Genomic DNA, 18,663 nt, shown 5'->3' with positions numbered 1-18,663 from the left:
TGGAATCTGGCGCTCGGAAGCGTGAGAAGCCACAGCGGAGAAGGAATGATCCCGATCCGTTTACGCTGAATTAAGCATTAATTCCGAGTATAGCCGCTGTGCCGTGATGATACGACGAGCCGGCAAAACCCTAGAGGTAGATGACAATGGCTGATGTGGTTCTTTCCGGGGCGATCCGCTCCAATCTGCTCAGCATGCAGAACACGCAGAAGATGCTTTCGGAGACGAACCTTCGTCTCTCGACCGGCCTGAAGGTGAATAGCGCGATTGACAACCCGACCGCCTACTTTACGGCGCAGGGCCTCAATAACCGCGCTTCCGATCTGAACACCCTGCTCGATAGCATGGGGCAGTCCATTCAGACGCTGAAGGCCGCCGACCAGGGCATCACATCGATCCAGAAACTCGTGGAGAGCCTGAAGGCGACGGCGAACCAGGCGCTGGAAACCAAGATCAGCGCGACCACGCTGACCGGCAAGGCGTCCACCGAAGTCGTCGGCACCGGCACCACGGCCTCCGGCGCGACCAACACGCTGACCGACACCTCCCGCGGCTTCACCTCGGGCGAGACGATCACGCTCACGGTCGGCGAAAAGACTTTCGACTTCGCCATTACCGCCTCCAGCGACGTCAAATCGCTTGTCGATGCGATCAACAACGATGCGGGCGGCGATCTCACGGGCGAAGGCGTCACCGCCTCCATCGAGGACGGCCAGCTTCATCTGGAAGCCGCCTCGGGCCGCGCGGTAACCGTCACGACGGACTCCGCCGACAACACCGCGCTTTCCAAACTGCTCGGCACGAAGACCTCCTCGTCCAACGGCGTGAACCGCGACAAGTACGAAAGAGACTTCAACAATCTGCGCGAGCAGATCCAGCAATTGGCGGACGATGCGAGCTACAAGGGCGTCAACCTGCTCAAGGGCGATCTGCTGAGCGTCTTCTTCAATGAAGACCAGAGCAGCAAGATGGACATCGAGGGCGTCGAGCTGACCCCGGACGGCCTTCTGAACATCGCCTCGGTCGGTGCAACGGACGGCAACCACGAATTCGAGACCGACAGCAACATCACCGCCCTCATCAACGGCCTCAACTCCACCACCGATGTGCTGCGCCAACAGGCCTCCACCTTCGGCGGCAATCTGGGCGTGGTCGAAATCCGCCAGGACTTCACCAAGAACCTCGTGGACACGTTGCAGACCGGCGCCTCCAACCTCACGCTGGCCGACACCAATGAAGAAGGCGCCAAGCTGCTCGCCCTTCAGACGCGCCAGCAACTGGGCACCACGGCGCTCTCGCTGGCCAACCAGGCCGAACAGGGTGTGCTGCGCCTCTTCGGTTAACCCGACGGTTACCACGACGAAAACAAAGCGGGGCCCGGTGCCCCGCTTTTTTGTTGCCGAGACTGAAATCGCCGTTCTGTTTACCGGCTCTTAAGAGGCCCGCCCCTAACGTCCATTCAAAGCTCAGGACGAGCTTTTGACGATCATTCCTAGGAAAGGAAATCTAAAATGGGTGGTATTGCTCTTTCTGCTTCGGTTCGTCAGAACCTCCTCTCCCTCCAGAACACGGCCGACCTGATGGCTCAGACGTCTTCGCGTCTGTCCACCGGTAAGAAGGTCAACAGCGCTCTCGACAACCCGCAGTCGTTCTTCACGGCTCAGGGCCTGTCCAACCGCGCCTCCGACCTGACGGCCCTTCAGGACTCCACGAAGCTCGCCGTTCAGACTCTGAAATCGGCTGACCAGGGCCTCACCTCGATCCAGAAGCTGGTCGACCAGGCCAAGTCCACCGCCAACCAGGCCCTTCAGGCCAAGGCGACGGCAACGACGCTGACCTCTTCGACGGTCTCCGCGAACGACTTCAGCACGTCGGCGGGTGCCAATGAAGCGCTCGACATCATCGTCGGCGGCTCGACGGCGGCGACGGTCACCATTTCCTCGGACGTCACCAGCGCGGCCGATCTCAAGGCCGAGATCGACGGTGCCGGCGTCTCCGGCCTCACGGTCACCGACAATGGCGACGGCACGCTGGGCTTCTCGCTCGCGAGCGGCGAAGACCTCTCCTTCGGCGCGGCGGCCGCCACGACGCTGGGCATCAACTCCGACAGCTCCGACAATGGCGAAACGCTGGAGGAAGCCCGCGCGACCTACGAGACGGACTACAACAGCCTGCGCACGCAGATCGACCAGTTGGCGACCGATGCCAGCTTCAATGGCGTCAACCTGCTCAATGGCGACAACCTGACCGTGAAGTTCAACGAGGACGGTTCGTCCAAGCTCGACATCACGGGCGTGAGCTACAGCTCGACGGGCCTCGGCATCAACTCGGCCGACTTCTCGACCGACTCCAAGGTTGCGACGGCCGTTGCGGAACTGAACTCGGCGACGAACACGCTCCGCGCGCAGTCCTCGACCTTCGGTGGCAACCTCTCGGTCGTGCAGAACCGGCAGGACTTCACGAACAACATGATCAACATCCTGGACTCCGGTGCCGGCGACCTGACGCTTGCCGACACCAACGAGGAAGGTGCGAACATGCTGGCCCTGCAGACCCGCCAGTCGCTGTCCACGACCTCGCTGTCGCTGGCCAACCAGGCCGACCAGGCCGTGCTCTCCTTCCTGCGCTAAGGAGAGACCGGGAAACGGTTTTAGTACAGAGTACCGTATCGAGTATTGGACGGGGGCCTCGGCCCCCGTCTTTTTTACTGGATTTCCGCCGGCAAACCATAGACGTATACTGCCAAAGGTGATTCGGGCAGTGCACAACCCAGAAAGGAGGGTGCGATATGGCCTTGAAGGTGGAATTGAAACCGGGCGAGCGATTCATTCTGGGCGATAGCGTCATCACCAATGACGATCAGCGCACCCGCCTCTTCATCGAGGGAACGACGCCCATCCTCCGCGAAAAGGATATTCTGCGGCTCGACCAGGCGGATACGCCCTGCAAGAAGATCTATCTCGTCGTGCAGATGATGTATCTCTCGCCGGACCCGCGCCAGCATCACGAAATGTATTTCGATCTGGTCAAGCAGGTACTGGAGGCCGCGCCCAGCACGCGGGCCTATATCGACGACGTGAACAGCAAAATATTAACCGGCGAAATGTATAAAGCTCTCAAGGCAGCTCGCAAGCTGATCGGGTACGAAGGGGAGCTATTGGGGAATGTCTCAAGCGCATAAAGCCTATGCCGCGGCAAACCGCCGGGCGGCGACATCCGGCGATCCGCGCTCGTTCGAAGCGGAATTGCTGACCAAGGCCGCGGGCAGACTTCAACGCGCAAGAGACTCCTGGACAGAAGGCTATTGCGGGGAAGACGATGCGCTTCTCTACAATCGCCAGATTTGGACCGTCTTCGCCTCCTCGGCGGCGGAGCAGGAACACCCCCTCCCCCGCGAGATCAAACAGAACATCGCCAATCTGGCCCTCTTCATCTTCAAGCGCACGGCGGAAATCGAAGCCCAGCGCGAGCCGCAACCGCAGCTCTTCGATCCGCTCATTTCGATCAATCGCGACATCGCCGCCGGGCTTTCCGGCAGGCCGTAACCATTTTCCGTCCCTCCCGGAATCGAAAAAAGGGCCCCTTATGGGGCCCTTTTTGGTCGTTCGCCATGCGGCGGCGGATCAGAGGAAATTCGACAGCGACAGTTGGGACAGCATCGCAGTCACCTGATAGCTCGCCTGAATCTGCGTTTGCAGCATGGTGAGCTTGGTGCCGACTTCATACTCGTCGACCCCCATCTTGTCGCCCAGCACGCCCGAGGCGATGCCCTGCATCTGCTCGTTCCTGTCCAGCGTCTCCTTCAGCGTCGATGCCGTCAGGCCGAGCTGCGTCACCACCCCTTCCACCGTCTCCGAGCCCGACGGCGCGGTGATGGTCGAAACGCGCGACGTGAGATCCTTGTAGGCCTGCTCCGCATCCGGGTCGGATGCGTCGTAAGTCACCGCCGACAGCAGCGCCGCCGCCTTCAGCGTGTCGCGCAGCGAGGTCTGGTTGGCCTGCGCGCCGTATTTGATGACGCGATCATTGTCGATGACCGCCGTCATGTTGGCGCCCGGCTCGAGCGTCAGATCGCCCTTGTACCAGAACATCGTGTCGTCGCTCGTCGCATCGCGCAAGCCGGTCGCCGTGTCGAAAGGCGGTCCGTCCACGCGCTGCGGCGGGTTGTCCGCATCGAAATCGAAAAACTCGTTGGCCGCCTGCACCGAGGAGGCCGCGCGCAGGCTCGTCGCCGCCTCGCTCTTGAGCGAAGCCGTCAGCGAGGCCTGGAAATTCGCCGCCGTGTCCGCCGCGTTCGCACCGATCGTGAATTGCCCCTCCGCGGGCGGATCGTCCGTCGTCGCGGTCAGCGTCACGCTCGTCGCGGTGCCGTCCGGCAGGTCGAAATCGATGCTGACGGTCTCGCCGGCAACCGGCTGGCTCGCGCCGAACTGAACGCTCATCGAGGCCGGCGCGCCCGTCGGGCCCGTTGCCGTCGCGCCGGAAAGACCGGAGGTCACGCCGGTCATCTTGAAACCGAAAATCCCCGCCTGCTCGTCCACCGTCACCGTGTCGGCCGCCGGAGAGGTCACGTCCAGGCGCCCGAGCCCGTTCGCGCCGATATCCGCCTGGCGGCGTTCGTCGACAAGCTGCCTCAGCCCCGCATGGGTCGCATCGCCGTCGAGCATCGTATCGGGCAGCTCCACCGGCTTTTCCTGCGTGGCCGACCCGGAAAAGAGATAGCGGTCCTCGACATTCAGGTTCAGCAGATTGACCAGCTCGTCGAGATTCATGCCCGCCGAAAGCTGTCCGCTGTTCTGCGTCCCGCTCACCATGTCGAACTCGGTGGTGGCCCCCGTCAGGCGAAGGCTGGCGGCAATGTCGGACACGCGCGTCAGCGAGTCCGCCATGGACTTCACCCGAAGCGAGGTCAGGTTGATCGTGTCGCTATAGGCGCCGAGATTGCGCATCTGGCTCTGCAGCGACAGAACGACGTTCTTGTCCGTCCCCAGCCCGCCATAGCTGTCCGACACGATACCGCTGCTCAGTTGCTGCTGGAGCGAGGTGAACTCCGAGCGCATCTTGCCGATCGAGGTCTGCAGATTAAGCGATTGGGAAAGCGTGGAAATATTCATGTTCGTTACCTGCCGATGCTCATGAGCACGTCGAAGAGCTGGGAGACCGTGGTCATCACCCGCGCATTTGCCGAATAGGCGTTTTGCAGCACCAGAAGACTGGACAGCTCGTTATCCACATTGACGCCCGTCTCGCTGTCGAAGCGGTCCTGAAGCGATTGCGACACGATCTCCTGGGAGGCAAGGTCGTCCTTCGCGTTGGACGCCTGGGTGGACTGATAGGAGACGACGCGCTGCGCAAAGGAAGCGATCGAACCCGTATAGGGAGAACTCGTGCCGCCGATCCCCGTGGACGGCGAAAACGCCCGCCCCGCCTGCGTCAGCCGGTTGTAGAGATCGACCGGCCGCGTGGAATCGCCCGCCGAGTTCGTACCGCCCGCCGTCTGATAGGTCACCAGCAGGCTGTCGTCCTCCACCACGTCCGGATTGAGCGTGATACGCGCGGCAAAGCCCGTCTTCTGGTCGACCGCGCCCTGCGCATTCGTGAAGAACTTGCCCTCCTCGCCGTCGACGAAGAGCGCAAGCCCCGTCCCGCTGTCGGTCGGCGAGGTCGGCGTCACCGTCGCGCTGAGCGAGGTAATGTCGGAAGTGCCCGCCGCCCCGTCGTCCAGAATGCGGATCGTATTGCCCGACGGGTTCGACACCTGCACCGAGGGGGGCAGCGCGGCCTGCATGTCCGCGACGATATCCGCCATGGGCTGGTTGAAGTCGATCCCCACCACCGTGTCGCCGGTCTGCGCGGTATCCGTATCGGAAAGCGGCAGCGCGGACGTATCGTCCACCCGCACGAACGTCACCGTCTGGCTCGTCCCGCCGACCTCATAGGTCAGGCTGATCGAATTGCCGTCCTGAAGCGCGCCGGTATCCAGGTCGAACCCGCTCGCCGCGCCGCTGGTCGCGGCCGTGCCGTCCACCTTTTCCTGCGACAGCGAGAGCGCAAGCTGGCTGGCGATCTCGTCGAGCTGGTCCTGCGCCTCGGGAAGGATCTCGTCGCGCAACTCCAGATAGCCGCCGATGGACCCGCCCTCGAACGCCCCCGCCGCCACCAGGTCGATCTTGGTCGACCCGGAAACGAGACTGATCGTCCCGACCGTGCGCTTGGCCGGATCGGCGTCATAGACGGACGAGGCGTTGATCTGCGTGTGCTGGTCGAAGCTGAGTTCCGCGGGCGTCTTGTCCAGCAGCAACTGTCCGCCGCCGGTAAACACCGTCACCGTGCCGTCGTCGCGCTCATTGACCCTGATGTCCATGAGCTTCGACAATTCGTTGATCGCCAGGTCCCGCTGGTCCTGCAGGTCGGCGGCGGAAAGCGAACTGCCCACGCGCTGCGAAATCTGCTGGTTGAGATTGGCGACCTGCTTCAGCAGCGTATTCGCCTGCGCAACGTCGTCGGCGATATTCTGCTCCGCCTCCAGCCGCATGTCCTGCACCGTCCGGGACATGCTGTTGAGGTCTGTCGCGACATGCTGCGCCTGATTGAGAAAGGTCAGCCGGGCGGCGGAATCTTCCGGGCTCGTGATGAGGTCGGAAAGCCGCCCCGCCAGCTTGTCGATCGAGGCGGAGATGGAGGTTTCGGAGTCCGGCGAACCGAACATCCGGTCGATGCGCGTCAGCATGTCCGCCTTGGCCGTCAGCGCGGACGTCGTCGCATTCTCGGTCCGGATCTGCTGCTGCAGAAAGGCATCGACATGGCGCTGCGCGGCCAGCCTCGTCACGCCGCGGCTTTCGCCCGCGACGATCAGATTGGTCTGATCGACGGATTTGGCCGTATAGCCGACCGTGTTGGCGTTCGCGATATTGCGCGACGTCACGTCGATGCCGGCCTGGCTGGCGGCGAGGCCGCTGCGCGCGGCGTTGAGGGCCTGAGTGAGGCTCATATCCTGTTGCCCTTAATGCGGGGACCCGGCATGAAGCGCCTTAGCGCTTCATGTTCAGCGTTTCCTGCGTGAGCTGATCGACGGCGGTAATGATGCGCGAGCCCGCCGTATAGGCCTGCTGCGTCGTAATCAGCTTGGCGAACTCGTCCGCCAGATCGACATTCGACGCCTCGAGCGAAGACCCCACCACTTCCGCGCCGCGGGTCAGGAAAGCCTCGCCGGATTCCTGCGTAGCCTCGAAGGCGGTGCCGTCGACCTTGTTGAGCGCGTTCGCATTGCCGAAATTCGCCAGCGACACTTCCGCGAGATCCACCGTCTTGCCGTTGGAATAGGTGCCGGTGATACGGCCGTTCTCGGCGACCGCAATCCCCACCAGCGAACCGGACGGATAGCCGGTCTGGTCGAGATTGTTCACCGTCACCGTGCCGTTGCCCTCGTCCCACTGCGTGATGCTCGCCGCGCCGTGATCGATCGTCACGTCGCCCAGATTGACGCCGTTGACCGTCATCCCGGTGACGGTGAGGGAATTGACCGGCGGGTCCATCTGGCCGTCGGTGAAATTGTAGTCCTGGCCGACATTGGTCCATTTGGCGGCGCCGCCGGTCGCGCTGTCGTCGCTCTTGTAGAAGAGCTGCCACTGGTCGCCGCCGCCCGCCTCATTGTCCACCTTCGCCCAGCGAAGCTGAACGCTGATCGGCTGCCCGAGCGTGTCATAGGCCGTCACCGCGCCGCCCGACAGGCTGCGGTCGAGGAAGGCGGTTTCCTGGTTGGCCGGCACGACCGAAAGGTCCGCCGTGCCCAGATCGCCCGGCGTCAGCAATTCGCTGTTGGCGATATCGGGGTCCGCCACCGCCGTCTTCGGATAGGACGGCAGGTTCGCCTCATAGGAGATCACATCGGTGGGCCGCGCCTTGAGGAAGTCGCGGCTGATCCGGATCAGGTCCGGCGTATCGCCGATCGGGTTGCCGGTTTCCGGGTCCACCATCAGGCCCTGCAGCGAGTAGCCCGACTGGTTCGTCAGATAGCCGTATTTGTCGAGCGAGAAGTCGCCGCGCCGGGTGTAGTAGTCGACCTCGTCATAGACCGGCCTGCCGTCCACCGTGGCGACCGGGGAAGACACGATGAAATAGCCGCTGCCATTGATCGCCATATGGGTCTTGGTGGACGAAGCGTCGATCGAGCCCTGCACCGTATTGGTGTAGCTCGGCGTGGCCAGCACCGCGCCCGGCAGGTGATTCCGGCTGCTCGACGCGGTCACGATGTCCTCGAAGCTCGTTTCCGTGCGCTTGAAGCCTGTCGTCTGCGAATTGGCGATATTGTCGGAAATATTGCCCAGCGCGCTGGACTGCGCCCGGATACCCGTAACGGCGGTGGTCATCGACCCGTAGAAACTCATGGCGTGTCTCCATGCTTGATGTCCCGGACCTCTTGCCGCGGGACTTGGCTTGCGCCTCATGGAGCAAGAACAGGACCAGACCTCATAATCCTTTGATTTCAACCACTTGACCCTACGGACACACCGCCTTCGGCCCCCTTTGCCCGGCACTCTGTGCCCGCCGCCCTGCAGGATTTGCCGGGTATCGGCCCCGGTGGCGGCGCGTTATGGCTTTTCCTTGAACGCAGGCAGCCGACGCCCTAGTTTCGTCGCGTTTAGACATTGCCGAACAAAATCCATCGTGCCGAGGGAGATCACTAGTCGCATGAAGTTCGAGGGAACAAAGAATTACGTCGCCACCGAAGACCTTCGCGTGGCGGTCAATGCCGCGATCACGCTTGAGCGCCCCCTTCTCGTGAAGGGCGAGCCGGGCACCGGCAAGACGGTGCTGGCCGAGGAAATCGCCAAGGCGCTGGATGCCGAGCTCATCACCTGGCACATCAAGTCCACCACCAAGGCGCATCAGGGCCTTTACGAATATGACGCGGTGTCCCGCCTGCGCGATAGCCAGCTCGGCGACGAGCGCGTGCACGACATCCGCAACTACATCGCCAAGGGCAAGCTCTGGGAAGCCTTCGAGCGCGAAAAGCGCCCGATCCTGCTGATCGACGAGATCGACAAGGCCGACATCGAATTCCCGAACGACCTGCTGCAGGAACTCGACCGGATGGAGTTCTACGTCTACGAGACGAACGAAACCATCAAGGCCGCCCAGCGCCCCATCGTCATCATCACTTCCAACAACGAGAAGGAACTGCCGGACGCCTTCCTGCGCCGCTGCTTCTTCCACTACATCAAGTTCCCGGACGACGAGACGATGCAGGCCATCATCGACGTCCACTTCCCGGGCCTGAAGGGCCAGCTCGTCAAGGAAGCGCTGTCGATCTTCTACGAGATCCGCGAAGTGCCGGGCCTGAAGAAAAAGCCCTCCACGTCGGAACTTCTCGACTGGCTGAAGCTTCTCATGTCCGAGGACATCTCGCCGGAAACGCTGCGCGAGAAGGACCCGTCCAAGCTCATCCCGCCGCTCCACGGCGCGCTTTTGAAGAACGAGCAGGACGTCCACCTCTTCGAACGCCTCGCCTTCCTTGCGCGGCGCGAACGGAACTAGCAGCGAGATCGGGTTCGCCCATCGCCTCTAAAGCCCTCCCCCTTTAGGGGGAGGGTTGGGAGGGGGCGCTTTCCGGAAGCCGACCTCTTGCTCTCAAGCCTCCCCCCATGGCGTCACCCCGGGCTCGACCCGGGGTCCATACGCACTTTCGTTTGTCACAGGCGCGCCGAATGGATGCCGGATCGAGCCCGGCATGACGGGACCGAAATAAAACCGGGCCCTACTCCGGCTTCATGATGAGCGGCTCGCTCCCCAGGAAATCGTCGAGATCTTCCGCCCGCTCGCGCGCCATATCCGTCTCGCAGCCTTCCCGGATCGCCGCATACATGCTGCCCTCGGCCATGTCGAAACGCCCGCAGCGGTCGCGCCGATAGGTCTCGAAGCTCGCCGCCGACACCTCCAGCCATCTGTCGATCTCCGACGAGCCCAGCGCCTTCGCCGCCGCCGTCCGGCGTCCGACCTCCGCCTGCCAGTATCCGGCGGCCTCGCCCTGGCACTCGGTCATGGCCGCCTGCGTCCAGCCCCGCGCTTCCGCGCAGGCCTCGAAGAATTTGTCGGTGCAATAGGAGGTCGCGCCCTTGAGCGGCGCCCCGTCGGCCTTTTCCCGCATCGCCGCGGCGTCATAGGAGGCCAGACAGGCGCCGATCGCCGCCGCTGCCTGGTCGTCGGCTTCCGCCGAAAAGGCCGGGCTTGCGGCCAGCCCCAGCGCAACCGGCAAAAACATCAGGAAACGCCCCATTTCCGCCACCCCCATTCCCGGCGACCGCGCCCCTTCAAACCGGCGGCCATGAGGGTTAGATTAGCGCAACTTCGATATTTCTGAATACCGCCCCGGGAGGGCCCATGTTCGTCAATTTCTTCCAGGAACTCCGCACCCACAACGTGCCGGTGAGCCTGCGCGAATACCTCACCCTGCTTGAAGCGCTGGACAGCAAGGTCATCGAGCAGAATGTGGAGGATTTCTATTTCCTCTCCCGCGCCGCGCTGGTGAAGGACGAGCGCAATCTCGACAAGTTCGACCGCGTCTTCAGCCATGTCTTCAAGGGGCTGGACATGATGAGCGAGGCCGACCTCGCCGAAATCCCGGAAGAATGGCTGCGCTCGCTCACCGAGAAATTCCTCACCGAGGAAGAGAAGGCCGAGATCGAGGCGCTGGGCGGCTGGGAAAAGATCATGGAGGAGCTGCAAAAGCGCCTCGAGGAGCAGGACGAGCGCCACGAAGGCGGCAACAAGTGGATCGGCACGGGCGGCACCTCCCCCTTCGGCGCCAATGGCTACAACCCCGAAGGCGTGCGCATCGGCCAGAAGGAAGGCCGCCACGGCAAGGCGGTGAAGGTCTGGGACAAGCGCGAATATAAAAACCTCGACGACCAGGTCGAACTCGGCACGCGCAACATCAAGGTGGCGCTGCGCCGCCTGCGCCGCTTCGCCCGCGACGGCGCGCCGACCGAACTCGATCTCGACGATACGATCCGCTCCACCGCGCAGAACGGCTATCTCGACATCAAGATGGTCCCGGAGCGCCGCAACAAGATCAACGTGCTCCTCTTCTTCGATATCGGCGGCTCCATGGACAGCCATATCAAGCTCTGCGAGGAGCTGTTTTCCGCCGCGCGGACGGAATTCAAGAACATGGAATATTTCTACTTCCACAACTGCCTTTACGAAGGCGTGTGGAAGGACAACCGCCGCCGCCATACCGAGAAGATGGACACCTGGGACGTGCTCCACAAATACCCGTCCGACTACAAGGTCATCTTCGTCGGCGACGCCACCATGAGCCCCTACGAGATCACCTATGCGGGCGGCTCCGTGGAACACTGGAACGAAGAGCCCGGCGGTATCTGGCTCGAGCGCGTCAACCAGATCTACGAGAACTGCATCTGGCTGAACCCCGTCGCCGAGCGCCACTGGGAATACACGCCCTCCCTCCAGATCGTGAAACAGATCATGGGCGAGCGCATGTTCCCGCTGACGCTGGAAGGCCTCGACGGCGCCATGCGGGAATTGTCCCGCTAAACGCCAAAGACCTGAACTCCCACTACGGCATCCGTTTAAAACTCTATCCTTGGGACCCATATCTTGTAAGCCGCTCGCCCTACTGGCCAACTGCGGTGAAAGGAGGTCCGCTTTGAAGCTTCTGACTTGGCTTCTTACGAACCGCAACGGGAAAACCTTAGGTCGATAACCACAAGCCCCCGTGCTTCGGACAGGCGAAGCGAATGGCGTTAGAGCTGTGGGATAAAGCCCGCCGCAGCACGGTGCGGTACGGTTACAATCCGTAGGGTAAAACGCGAGATAGCTCCTGATCGGCACTCGCACCCTTACAATTTACCGTTTCCGTTTGTCACTTTGGTAGCAAACCCCGCGCTCGGGATGGTCAGCCGCGCGGCGTTATTCTCCTCCCGCCCTGAAACCGCTCCTCAGAGTAGCGCTTGATTACGCCCAATCATGTAACTATAAAAGTTACATGAGAACCAACAGCCAATTGTCCCTCGCCCTTCATCTCCTGCTGCACATGGCGGAAATGAACGAGCCCGTCACCTCCGAGCGGCTTGCCTCGGCGATGAACACCAATGCCGTCGTGATCCGCCGCCTGATGGGCGGCCTTCGCGAACGCGGCATCGTGCAGTCGAGGAAAGGACATCACGGCGGCTGGACCCTCTCCCGCCCTCTGGCGGAGCTGACGCTGCGCGACGTCTATCTCGCGCTCGGTGCCGGCCCCCTGCTCTCCCTCACCCATCGCACGCAAAACCCGGACTGCCTCATCGAGCAGGCCGTCAACGAAACGCTGGACGGCGCGTTTCGGGATGCCGAAGCCCTGCTCCTGGCCCGTTTCGGCGAAGTCTCGCTGGCCGCCCTGCAATCGCGCGTGCACGCCGCAACCCGCGGCCCCGCGCATCTCTGCCTGGAAGGAAAAACCGCGCCGTGAACCAGTTCCTGAAATCCTTCGACGACCCGCAAGCCGTGGCGCGCTATACCGACGGCCCCATGCGCTTCGTGCCCGGCCTTGCGGATATGCACCGCATGACGGCGATCCTGCTGGCCGAACGCGCCCCGCAAGACGCGCGCATTCTGGTCCTCGGCGCCGGCGGCGGCATGGAGCTGAAAGCCCTTGCCGAAGCCCAACCCGGCTGGACCTTCGACGGCGTGGACCCCGCCCCGGAAATGCTGAAACTCGCAAGCCGCACCCTCGGCCCGCTCGCCAAGCGCGTAACGCTGCATGAAGGCTACATCGACGATGCGCCGGAAGGCCCTTTCGATGCTGCAGCATGCCTCCTGACCCTGCATTTTCTCGAACGTGAGGAACGCAAACGCACCGTGGCGGAAATCCACCGCCGCCTCGTCCCCGGCGCACCTTTCGTGGCGGCCCATGCGAGCTTTCCGCAAAGCACTACGGAACGACCGCTCTGGCTGTCGCGCTATGCGGCCTTCGCCGTCGCCTCCGGCATCGAGCCCGCCATAGCCGAAAACGCCCGCGCCGCCGTCGATGCCACCCTGCCGGCCATCGCACCGGAAGACGACGAGGCAATTTTCCGCGCCGCCGGTTTCTCCGATGTCAGCCAGTTCTACGCCGCCTTCACCTGGCGAGGCTGGGTCGCCTACGCCTGAACGAGCGGCCGGCCGAGTTCCACATTCGCCGCCGCGCCGAGTCCGAGTCTTTCCTGCATCTCTTCGTCGAGCCCCGCGATCGTCTCGGGCGACAGCGCCGCGTTCCAGTTCTGCTGCGGGCGGATGAAGCTTTTCGAGTAATAGCCGAAGAGCAGCGCCCGCTCCTCGTCCTCCGTCACGTTTGCGCCGGATGTGTGCCACACGCGCCCGTCCATCGCGATGATCGACCCGGCCTTCGCCTCGAACGGCACCAGCCGCTCCCGCGCATCTTTAGGAAGATCCTTGCGCCATGCCACCGTCTGGCTGCCGGGGATAAATCGCGTCGCGCCGTTCTCGGCCCGCACGTCGTTGAGACACCAGATGATGTTGATCGACCAGGGCTGGAACCAGGGCTCCGGCACCACGATCCCCTGATCGGAATGCAGCGCCATGGATTTCGATCCCGGCAGCGCGATATTCGCGGTGAAGTTCGAGATCAGGAAACTCCCGCCCAGCAGATGCGACACGATATCCGTCGCAAGCGGATGCCGGATCAGATCGATGAAAACGGGATCGAGATCGATGAGGTTGAACACGCGCACATTATGCTCGTTCGGATCGAGCCCGATATTGCGCGTCGGCACGCCGCGCTTTTCGCTCTTCTCCGCCGCGCCCCAGAGTTTCGCCCGCACCGTCTCGACGGTTTCCGCATCGAGCACGTCGGGAATGACGCAATAGCCCTCCTTGTCGAGCTGCGCCTTCTTCTGTCTGATATCCATGACGCTCCCTCCGGTCATAGCGACGGCGCGCCGGCGGAGTCGAAATATTCGTCAAGCCGGACGATCTTTCCCTCCCTGACGCGGCAGACGATGCAGGCCGGCCAGTCCAGCGTCCTGCCGTTCGGCAGATTGCCGAGCAGCCGGTGCTGCTGCACGAAGCCGTCCTCGAAGACGTCGAGCCGCGCATCCGCATAGCGCCGCTCCGTCACCGCCGCGAAGAACCCGTCCAGCACGCCGAGATTGTCGGCCTTGCTCTGCACGATGCCGTCCGTGTTGTGCCAGATCTCCGCATCGTCCGCGTAGCACATGCCGACCGCGTTCTTGTCGCCGGCTTCAAGCCCTGCGAAGAACCGCTTCGCCAGCGCCGCGATCTCATCCGTCGCGCTCGTCATGTCCGTCTGAGCCATTCTTTCCGCTTTCCTTCGTTCCGGCCGTCAGTCGGGCGATGCGCCGTTGACGAGCCCGAGCCCTTCCGTGCGATAGCCGAGCAGCACCAGCATGTCGTCGGACGCGAACTGGCGCACGCTCGGGTCGAGCGACAGGTACCAGTTCTCCTGCTGGCGATAGATCGGCTTGGTGTACCAGCCGAAAATGCCCGCGCGATGCTGGTCCTTCGTGCGGTTGAAGCCCGTCTTGTGCCAGAGCCGGCTTTCGAAAACGATCATCGATCCCGCCGGCGCCTCCATCGGCACCGTGTCGATATTCGCTTCGTCCTCCCGCGGCGGGCGATGCCATTTATGGCTCCCCGGCACGATGCGCGTCGCCCCGTTCTCGTCGGTGAAATCGTCGAGGCACCACGCCGCATTCGCCCCCTGCGGCTCGTCCGGCCAGGGCGTCGGCACGAAGATCTGATCGGCATGAAGCACCATCTCGCCCCCGCCCGGCCCCGTGATATTGGCCGAGATGTTGCCGAGCAGCATCGGCCAGTCCAGCACGGATTTGAGTAGGCGCAGCGCGGCCGGATGCTCCACGAGGTCGGCGAATACCGGATCCCGGCTCAGCACGTTCCAGACGCGCTGATTGGTCGAATCCTGTTCGTAGTCGAGCGAGAATTTCTGTTCCCGCCCCCGCGCCCGGTCGGCCTCCGCCGCCCGGTAGAGCGCATCGCGCACGCGCTTCAGCATTTCCGGATCGAGTGCGTCCGGAACGATCGCCAGCCCGTATTCCTCGATATCGCGCTCCGCCTGCGCCAGGTCGCGCGTCGGCGACGGCAAGGCGGCGGGCGCCGCCTCCATGTCGGCTACCGCCATTCTCTCCTCCCTGCGACCGGTATCCCGGCCTGTCTATTCCCGGCCTGTCTGTCCGGCGGGCCCTCCCGTGCCCGGCCGGATCAGGCCTTCTCCATCATGCGCCGCGCGGCAAGAGGCGGCTCCACCTTCGACCACGCGTCCCGGTTTTCGGCACTCACCTTGGCAAGCCGCGACCAGAACGCCGCCGAATTGCCCGTGAAGTTGATATGAAAACTCGAAGAGGTACGGAACTCCATCACTTCCACGCCGTCCGGCCCCGCCACGTAAGTGTAGGCATGGTCGCAAGGCACGTAGAAGACGTCGCCCGCCTTCAGTACTTCCGTACCAAGATGAACTTCGCCCGAAATCACGTAATAGGCACAATCGGCATTGTGCGAATGGCGCGGCAGCGTGAAGTTCGGCTTGAACCACGCATAGGTGAGGCTCATCCCCGCTTCCTCGTTCTCGAAGAGAAGCTTGACGAAATCGCCTTCCTGCGCGCCCGCGGCCACGGCCTCCCCGATGCCCGCCTCGTCGGCCGGCGTGAGGCCCAGATAGGGCATCAACTCCGAATCCACTTCCCGTGCATCCGTCGCGCGGTGGATCGTCATCCGCGCCCGCTTCGCCTTCTGCATTGCCGGTGCGTCGGTCTTCGCTGCTGTCTGCTGGCTCATGACGTTTCCTCCCTTTGCCGCGTCATTTGCCACACAGTTTAAGACCCGTCGCCGGGGCACCGTCAAATATTTTTAGTGTCCACTCTAATTTTTTGCACACGCGAAGAATCCGGGCCATGATCGCAAAATCGCCCGCCCCGCTGGCACAAGGGCGTTTCCTGTGGTTGAAGGAAGGGGCATGGAGAATCGAGACGAACCGAAATCCCGCCGCGAACAGGCCAAGGACGAACGCCGCGCGCGCATCGTGAATGCGGCCTGCGAGCTTCTGCGCGAATTCGAGCTCGATTCCGTGTCGGTCGCCATGATCGCGGAGCGCGCCGATGTCAGCGCGGCCACCATCTACAACCTCTTCGGCACCAAGGCCGCCGTGCTTCTCAAGGTCTATGACCGCGACCTCGAGACCTACCAGCAGCATGTGGCCGACGCGAACTCGGCCGACACGCTGTCCACGATCTTCGATGCGGTCGGCATCGCCGCCGATTTCTATCGCCGCGACCCCGCCTTCTATCGCGAAGCCATGGTCGTGCGCGCGCCCACCGAGGCCGAGAGCGAGCTTCTCACCGTCGTGCGCGGCTCCCGTCAGGCCTTCTGGGAAAATCTCGTCGGCGCCGCCATCGATGACGGCTTCCTCGTGCCGGACACCGATGCCCGTCGCCTCGGTCTCCTGCTCGCCCATATCATAATGGGCTCTCTGGCGGACTGGGTGGCCGGCCTCATCTCGCTCGACCGGCTGGAAAGCAATGCGCGCTACGGCTTCGCCGTCGCCCTCATGACCTTCGCCACGCCGAAAGCGCAAAAGCTGGTAAAGGCGGAAATGCGGGCCGCGACGAAAAAAACCAAAAGCAGGACGCCCGCGCGCTGATCGTCTCTCGCCCTCATTCGGACGCCTCAATCCGGATGCCGCGTATCCGACACGATCTCGCCATCCACCAGATGCACGTTGCGCATGGCCGCTTCCGCGAAGGCGGGCTCATGCGTGACCGCGATGATGGTGCGCCCCTCCTCCTCCGCCAGACGGCGGAAGATGTCGCGCACCACCTCGCTGTTCTTCGTGTCGAGATTGCCCGTCGGCTCGTCGGCCAGAATGATATGCGGATCGTTGCCGAGCGAGCGCGCGATCGCCACGCGCTGGCGCTGGCCGCCCGAAAGCTGGTCGGGCATCTTCTCCGCCTGGTCGGCGATCCCCAATCGGTCGAGAAGCGCCATCCCGCGCTCCGTCAGCTCCCTTTCGCTCAGCCGCCCCAGACGCTGCATCGGCAGCATCACATTGTGCAGCACGCTGAACTCCGGCAACAGGAAATGAAACTGGAAAACGAAACCGAGCCGCGAAAGCCGGAGCGCCGCCAGCTCGTTCGACGAAAGCCCCGCCGTCGTTTTGCCGCCGATCAGCACCTCGCCCTCGCTCGGCACGTCCAGCAGCCCCAGCAGGTAGAGCAGCGAGGACTTGCCGGAGCCCGACGGCCCGGTGATCGTCACGAACTCGCCGCTCTCCACTTTCAGCTCGATATCGTGCACCAGCCGCACCGGCACGGCGAGGTCGAGAATGCGCGTCACATGGCGCGCCTCGACAAGCACGCCCTCTTCCGGCCGCGCCGCGCCCGTCATACCGCCCCCCGGATAATATCGACGGGATGCACCTGCGAGGCCTTGCGCGCCGGGATCCAGGCCGCGCCGATCGCCGCCACCAGCGAGAAGACGCCGCCGATTGCCCATTGCTGGAAGCTCTTGTCGAGCACGAAGCCCTGCCGGTCCGCCATGCCCGGCACGGTGAATTCCACCTGCCCCAGAATGGCGAGAATGCCCCAGCCGATGGCCCAGCCCATCAACATGCCGAGCACGCCGACGATGAAGCCCTGCATGAGGAAGATGTACTGAATATCGGCCTCCCGGAATCCCATCGACATCAGGATCGCAATGTCGCGGCGCTTCTCCAGCACCACCGTCGAGATGATGTTGAAGATGCCGAACGAGGCCACGATCATGATGGCCGACACGATGGAATACATGATCGCGTTACGGATGATGAAGAGACCGAGAATGTCGCGGTTCACTTCCTGCCAGCTTTCCGAGCGATAGCCCCAGCGCGCTTCCAGCGCCGCGGCGATGCCCTCGGCGGCATTGGGATCGGGCACCTTGATGCGAAGCTGGTTGGCGATGAAGGGCTTGTCGAGCAGCACCTGCGCATCCTTGAGCAGCATGTAGATCTGCCCGTAATCGAGCATCAGATTGCCGGTGTGGAAGATGCCCACCACCTTCATCCGCTTCACCTGCCCCGCCGGCGACACGACGCTCGCCAGGTCGCCGAGCTTCAGGCTCAGCCGCGTCGACATGCCAGATCCGATCACGATGCCGTCGGACGCCGTGCGCAGGCGCTCCAGGCGTCCTTCGCGCATATCCTCCGCGACCCGCGTCAGCAGCTTCTCCTTCTCCGGATCGATACCGATCAGCGAGGCGCTCATATCCTTGTTCGCATACCGCACGATGGCCTGTCCCGTCAGCGCGGCCTCCGCGACATAGCCGGGGCGCTGCGACAGCTCGTCGACCTTCTCGCCATAGTTCTTGATGCCGCGCAGATATTCCCGCGGCTTGACGTTTTCCAGCTTCACCGCCGCCTTGGGAAAGCGGATGAAGACGGGCTGCTTCGCCGGGTCGCGAAACTCGTCCTTGACGGTGATATGCGGCGCGCTGTTCACCAGCCGGTCCACGAAATCCTTTTCCGAACCCGACATGATGCTGGAAACGCCGATGAAGAAGCCGACGCCGAGCGCCACCCCCAGCACCGACACCACCGTTTGCCGCCGCCGATGGGTCAGCTGCGAGGCCGCGATGGAAAAGGCCACTCGCCAGAACATG

19 protein-coding genes are annotated in these 18,663 nt (G+C 63.2%); 9 read left to right on the top strand and 10 right to left on the bottom strand.

Going from position 1 to position 18,663, the window contains the following annotated elements; genetic code table 11:
- Positions 1 to 146 precede the first annotated feature (146 nt).
- From FHS78_RS07035 to flaF, 4 genes are all read left to right on the top strand, one after another.
- Complete coding sequence (locus FHS78_RS07035; protein ID WP_167092374.1) at positions 147 to 1,343, top strand: flagellin N-terminal helical domain-containing protein; 1,197 nt, start codon at positions 147 to 149, stop codon at positions 1,341 to 1,343.
- A gap of 168 nt (positions 1,344 to 1,511) precedes the next feature.
- The gene (locus FHS78_RS07030) at positions 1,512 to 2,630 is read left to right on the top strand and encodes a flagellin N-terminal helical domain-containing protein (protein WP_167092371.1); all 1,119 of its coding nucleotides are present in this window, start codon (positions 1,512 to 1,514) and stop codon (positions 2,628 to 2,630) included.
- Positions 2,631 to 2,788: 158 nt separating this feature from the next.
- A complete protein-coding gene (flbT, locus tag FHS78_RS07025; RefSeq protein WP_167092368.1) occupies positions 2,789 to 3,181 on the top strand; it encodes a flagellar biosynthesis repressor FlbT in 393 nt (130 codons plus the stop codon).
- Positions 3,165 to 3,545: a flagellar biosynthesis regulator FlaF gene (flaF, locus tag FHS78_RS07020; protein ID WP_167092365.1), complete on the top strand. Its 381-nt coding sequence runs from the start codon at positions 3,165 to 3,167 to the stop codon at positions 3,543 to 3,545. Before flbT ends, flaF begins: the two co-directional genes overlap by 17 nt.
- A 78-nt stretch (positions 3,546 to 3,623) precedes the next feature.
- Here flaF and FHS78_RS07015 read toward each other — a convergent pair whose 3' ends face one another.
- Genes FHS78_RS07015 through FHS78_RS07005 form a run of 3 tightly spaced genes read right to left on the bottom strand, consistent with a single transcriptional unit; the run spans position 3,624 to position 8,387 of the window.
- Positions 3,624 to 5,114: a flagellin N-terminal helical domain-containing protein gene (locus FHS78_RS07015; RefSeq protein ID WP_167092362.1), complete on the bottom strand. Its 1,491-nt coding sequence runs from the start codon at positions 5,112 to 5,114 to the stop codon at positions 3,624 to 3,626.
- A 5-nt stretch (positions 5,115 to 5,119) separates the two neighbouring features.
- The gene (gene flgK / locus FHS78_RS07010; protein WP_167092359.1) at positions 5,120 to 6,991 is read right to left on the bottom strand and encodes a flagellar hook-associated protein FlgK; all 1,872 of its coding nucleotides are present in this window, start codon (positions 6,989 to 6,991) and stop codon (positions 5,120 to 5,122) included.
- Positions 6,992 to 7,031: 40 nt separating this feature from the next.
- Positions 7,032 to 8,387 (bottom strand): flagellar hook protein FlgE, encoded by a 1,356-nt coding sequence (locus FHS78_RS07005; RefSeq protein WP_167092356.1) that lies wholly within the window; start codon positions 8,385 to 8,387, stop codon positions 7,032 to 7,034.
- 304 nt (positions 8,388 to 8,691) lie between these two features.
- Here FHS78_RS07005 and FHS78_RS07000 point away from each other — a divergent pair, with 304 nt between their 5' ends.
- Entirely contained in the window at positions 8,692 to 9,537 is an 846-nt protein-coding gene (locus tag FHS78_RS07000) for an AAA family ATPase (RefSeq protein WP_167092353.1), read from the top strand.
- Positions 9,538 to 9,757: 220 nt separating this feature from the next.
- On the opposite strand, the gene FHS78_RS06995 is transcribed toward FHS78_RS07000, so the two are convergent.
- Positions 9,758 to 10,261 (bottom strand): lysozyme inhibitor LprI family protein, encoded by a 504-nt coding sequence (locus FHS78_RS06995; RefSeq protein ID WP_167092350.1) that lies wholly within the window; start codon positions 10,259 to 10,261, stop codon positions 9,758 to 9,760.
- A gap of 119 nt (positions 10,262 to 10,380) precedes the next feature.
- Here FHS78_RS06995 and FHS78_RS06990 point away from each other — a divergent pair, with 119 nt between their 5' ends.
- The 3 genes from FHS78_RS06990 (at position 10,381) to FHS78_RS06980 (ending at position 13,149) form a co-directional block, all read left to right on the top strand.
- Complete coding sequence (locus FHS78_RS06990; protein ID WP_167092347.1) at positions 10,381 to 11,556, top strand: vWA domain-containing protein; 1,176 nt, start codon at positions 10,381 to 10,383, stop codon at positions 11,554 to 11,556.
- A gap of 451 nt (positions 11,557 to 12,007) precedes the next feature.
- Complete coding sequence (locus FHS78_RS06985; protein ID WP_167092345.1) at positions 12,008 to 12,469, top strand: Rrf2 family transcriptional regulator; 462 nt, start codon at positions 12,008 to 12,010, stop codon at positions 12,467 to 12,469.
- A 59-nt stretch (positions 12,470 to 12,528) separates the two neighbouring features.
- Complete coding sequence (locus tag FHS78_RS06980) at positions 12,529 to 13,149, top strand: class I SAM-dependent methyltransferase (RefSeq protein WP_167092665.1); 621 nt, start codon at positions 12,529 to 12,531, stop codon at positions 13,147 to 13,149.
- On the opposite strand, the gene FHS78_RS06975 is transcribed toward FHS78_RS06980, so the two are convergent.
- The 4 genes from FHS78_RS06975 to FHS78_RS06960 form a co-directional block, all read right to left on the bottom strand.
- Positions 13,140 to 13,907, bottom strand: a complete 768-nt coding sequence (locus FHS78_RS06975) for a phytanoyl-CoA dioxygenase family protein (RefSeq protein ID WP_167092342.1) — start codon at positions 13,905 to 13,907, stop codon at positions 13,140 to 13,142. The two genes, FHS78_RS06980 and FHS78_RS06975, sit on opposite strands and share 10 nt — an antisense overlap.
- Positions 13,908 to 13,921: 14 nt before the next feature.
- Positions 13,922 to 14,314 (bottom strand): nuclear transport factor 2 family protein, encoded by a 393-nt coding sequence (locus FHS78_RS06970; protein WP_167092339.1) that lies wholly within the window; start codon positions 14,312 to 14,314, stop codon positions 13,922 to 13,924.
- A gap of 27 nt (positions 14,315 to 14,341) precedes the next feature.
- Entirely contained in the window at positions 14,342 to 15,157 is an 816-nt protein-coding gene (locus FHS78_RS06965; RefSeq protein ID WP_167092336.1) for a phytanoyl-CoA dioxygenase family protein, read from the bottom strand.
- Positions 15,158 to 15,237: 80 nt separating this feature from the next.
- Complete coding sequence (locus FHS78_RS06960; protein WP_167092333.1) at positions 15,238 to 15,810, bottom strand: cupin domain-containing protein; 573 nt, start codon at positions 15,808 to 15,810, stop codon at positions 15,238 to 15,240.
- Positions 15,811 to 15,988: 178 nt separating this feature from the next.
- On the opposite strand from FHS78_RS06960, the gene FHS78_RS06955 reads away from it, so the two are divergent.
- Positions 15,989 to 16,672: a TetR/AcrR family transcriptional regulator gene (locus tag FHS78_RS06955; RefSeq protein WP_167092330.1), complete on the top strand. Its 684-nt coding sequence runs from the start codon at positions 15,989 to 15,991 to the stop codon at positions 16,670 to 16,672.
- A gap of 26 nt (positions 16,673 to 16,698) precedes the next feature.
- Here FHS78_RS06955 and FHS78_RS06950 read toward each other — a convergent pair whose 3' ends face one another.
- Together FHS78_RS06950 and FHS78_RS06945 are read right to left on the bottom strand one after the other, a co-directional pair.
- Entirely contained in the window at positions 16,699 to 17,415 is a 717-nt protein-coding gene (locus FHS78_RS06950; protein WP_167092327.1) for an ABC transporter ATP-binding protein, read from the bottom strand.
- Positions 17,412 to 18,662 carry an ABC transporter permease gene (locus FHS78_RS06945; protein ID WP_167092324.1) on the bottom strand — a complete coding sequence of 417 codons (1,251 nt, stop codon included), beginning with the start codon at positions 18,660 to 18,662 and terminating at the stop codon, positions 17,412 to 17,414. Before FHS78_RS06945 ends, FHS78_RS06950 begins: the two co-directional genes overlap by 4 nt.
- Position 18,663 lies beyond the last annotated feature (1 nt).

It is taken from the genome of Parvibaculum indicum (assembly GCF_011762095.1).
GTDB lineage: Bacteria > Pseudomonadota > Alphaproteobacteria > Parvibaculales > Parvibaculaceae > Parvibaculum > Parvibaculum indicum.
Note: the sequence above shows the minus strand (reverse complement) of the source record. Positions and strands in the feature narration are given on the sequence as shown.

What these genes read in the sequence shown, in the direction of transcription:
- FHS78_RS07035 (WP_167092374.1), top strand. Translation starts at nt 147, where the DNA reads ATGGCTGATGTGGTTCTTTCCGGGGCGATCCGCTCCAATCTGCTCAGC.
- FHS78_RS07030 (WP_167092371.1), top strand. Translation starts at nt 1,512, where the DNA reads ATGGGTGGTATTGCTCTTTCTGCTTCGGTTCGTCAGAACCTCCTCTCC.
- flbT (WP_167092368.1), top strand. Translation starts at nt 2,789, where the DNA reads ATGGCCTTGAAGGTGGAATTGAAACCGGGCGAGCGATTCATTCTGGGC.
- flaF (WP_167092365.1), top strand. Translation starts at nt 3,165, where the DNA reads ATGTCTCAAGCGCATAAAGCCTATGCCGCGGCAAACCGCCGGGCGGCG.
- FHS78_RS07015 (WP_167092362.1), bottom strand. Translation starts at nt 5,114, where the DNA reads ATGAATATTTCCACGCTTTCCCAATCGCTTAATCTGCAGACCTCGATC.
- flgK (WP_167092359.1), bottom strand. Translation starts at nt 6,991, where the DNA reads ATGAGCCTCACTCAGGCCCTCAACGCCGCGCGCAGCGGCCTCGCCGCC.
- FHS78_RS07005 (WP_167092356.1), bottom strand. Translation starts at nt 8,387, where the DNA reads ATGAGTTTCTACGGGTCGATGACCACCGCCGTTACGGGTATCCGGGCG.
- FHS78_RS07000 (WP_167092353.1), top strand. Translation starts at nt 8,692, where the DNA reads ATGAAGTTCGAGGGAACAAAGAATTACGTCGCCACCGAAGACCTTCGC.
- FHS78_RS06995 (WP_167092350.1), bottom strand. Translation starts at nt 10,261, where the DNA reads ATGTTTTTGCCGGTTGCGCTGGGGCTGGCCGCAAGCCCGGCCTTTTCG.
- FHS78_RS06990 (WP_167092347.1), top strand. Translation starts at nt 10,381, where the DNA reads ATGTTCGTCAATTTCTTCCAGGAACTCCGCACCCACAACGTGCCGGTG.
- FHS78_RS06985 (WP_167092345.1), top strand. Translation starts at nt 12,008, where the DNA reads ATGAGAACCAACAGCCAATTGTCCCTCGCCCTTCATCTCCTGCTGCAC.
- FHS78_RS06980 (WP_167092665.1), top strand. Translation starts at nt 12,529, where the DNA reads ATGCGCTTCGTGCCCGGCCTTGCGGATATGCACCGCATGACGGCGATC.
- FHS78_RS06975 (WP_167092342.1), bottom strand. Translation starts at nt 13,907, where the DNA reads ATGGATATCAGACAGAAGAAGGCGCAGCTCGACAAGGAGGGCTATTGC.
- FHS78_RS06970 (WP_167092339.1), bottom strand. Translation starts at nt 14,314, where the DNA reads ATGGCTCAGACGGACATGACGAGCGCGACGGATGAGATCGCGGCGCTG.
- FHS78_RS06965 (WP_167092336.1), bottom strand. Translation starts at nt 15,157, where the DNA reads ATGGCGGTAGCCGACATGGAGGCGGCGCCCGCCGCCTTGCCGTCGCCG.
- FHS78_RS06960 (WP_167092333.1), bottom strand. Translation starts at nt 15,810, where the DNA reads ATGAGCCAGCAGACAGCAGCGAAGACCGACGCACCGGCAATGCAGAAG.
- FHS78_RS06955 (WP_167092330.1), top strand. Translation starts at nt 15,989, where the DNA reads ATGGAGAATCGAGACGAACCGAAATCCCGCCGCGAACAGGCCAAGGAC.
- FHS78_RS06950 (WP_167092327.1), bottom strand. Translation starts at nt 17,415, where the DNA reads ATGACGGGCGCGGCGCGGCCGGAAGAGGGCGTGCTTGTCGAGGCGCGC.
- FHS78_RS06945 (WP_167092324.1), bottom strand. Translation starts at nt 18,662, where the DNA reads ATGTTCTGGCGAGTGGCCTTTTCCATCGCGGCCTCGCAGCTGACCCAT.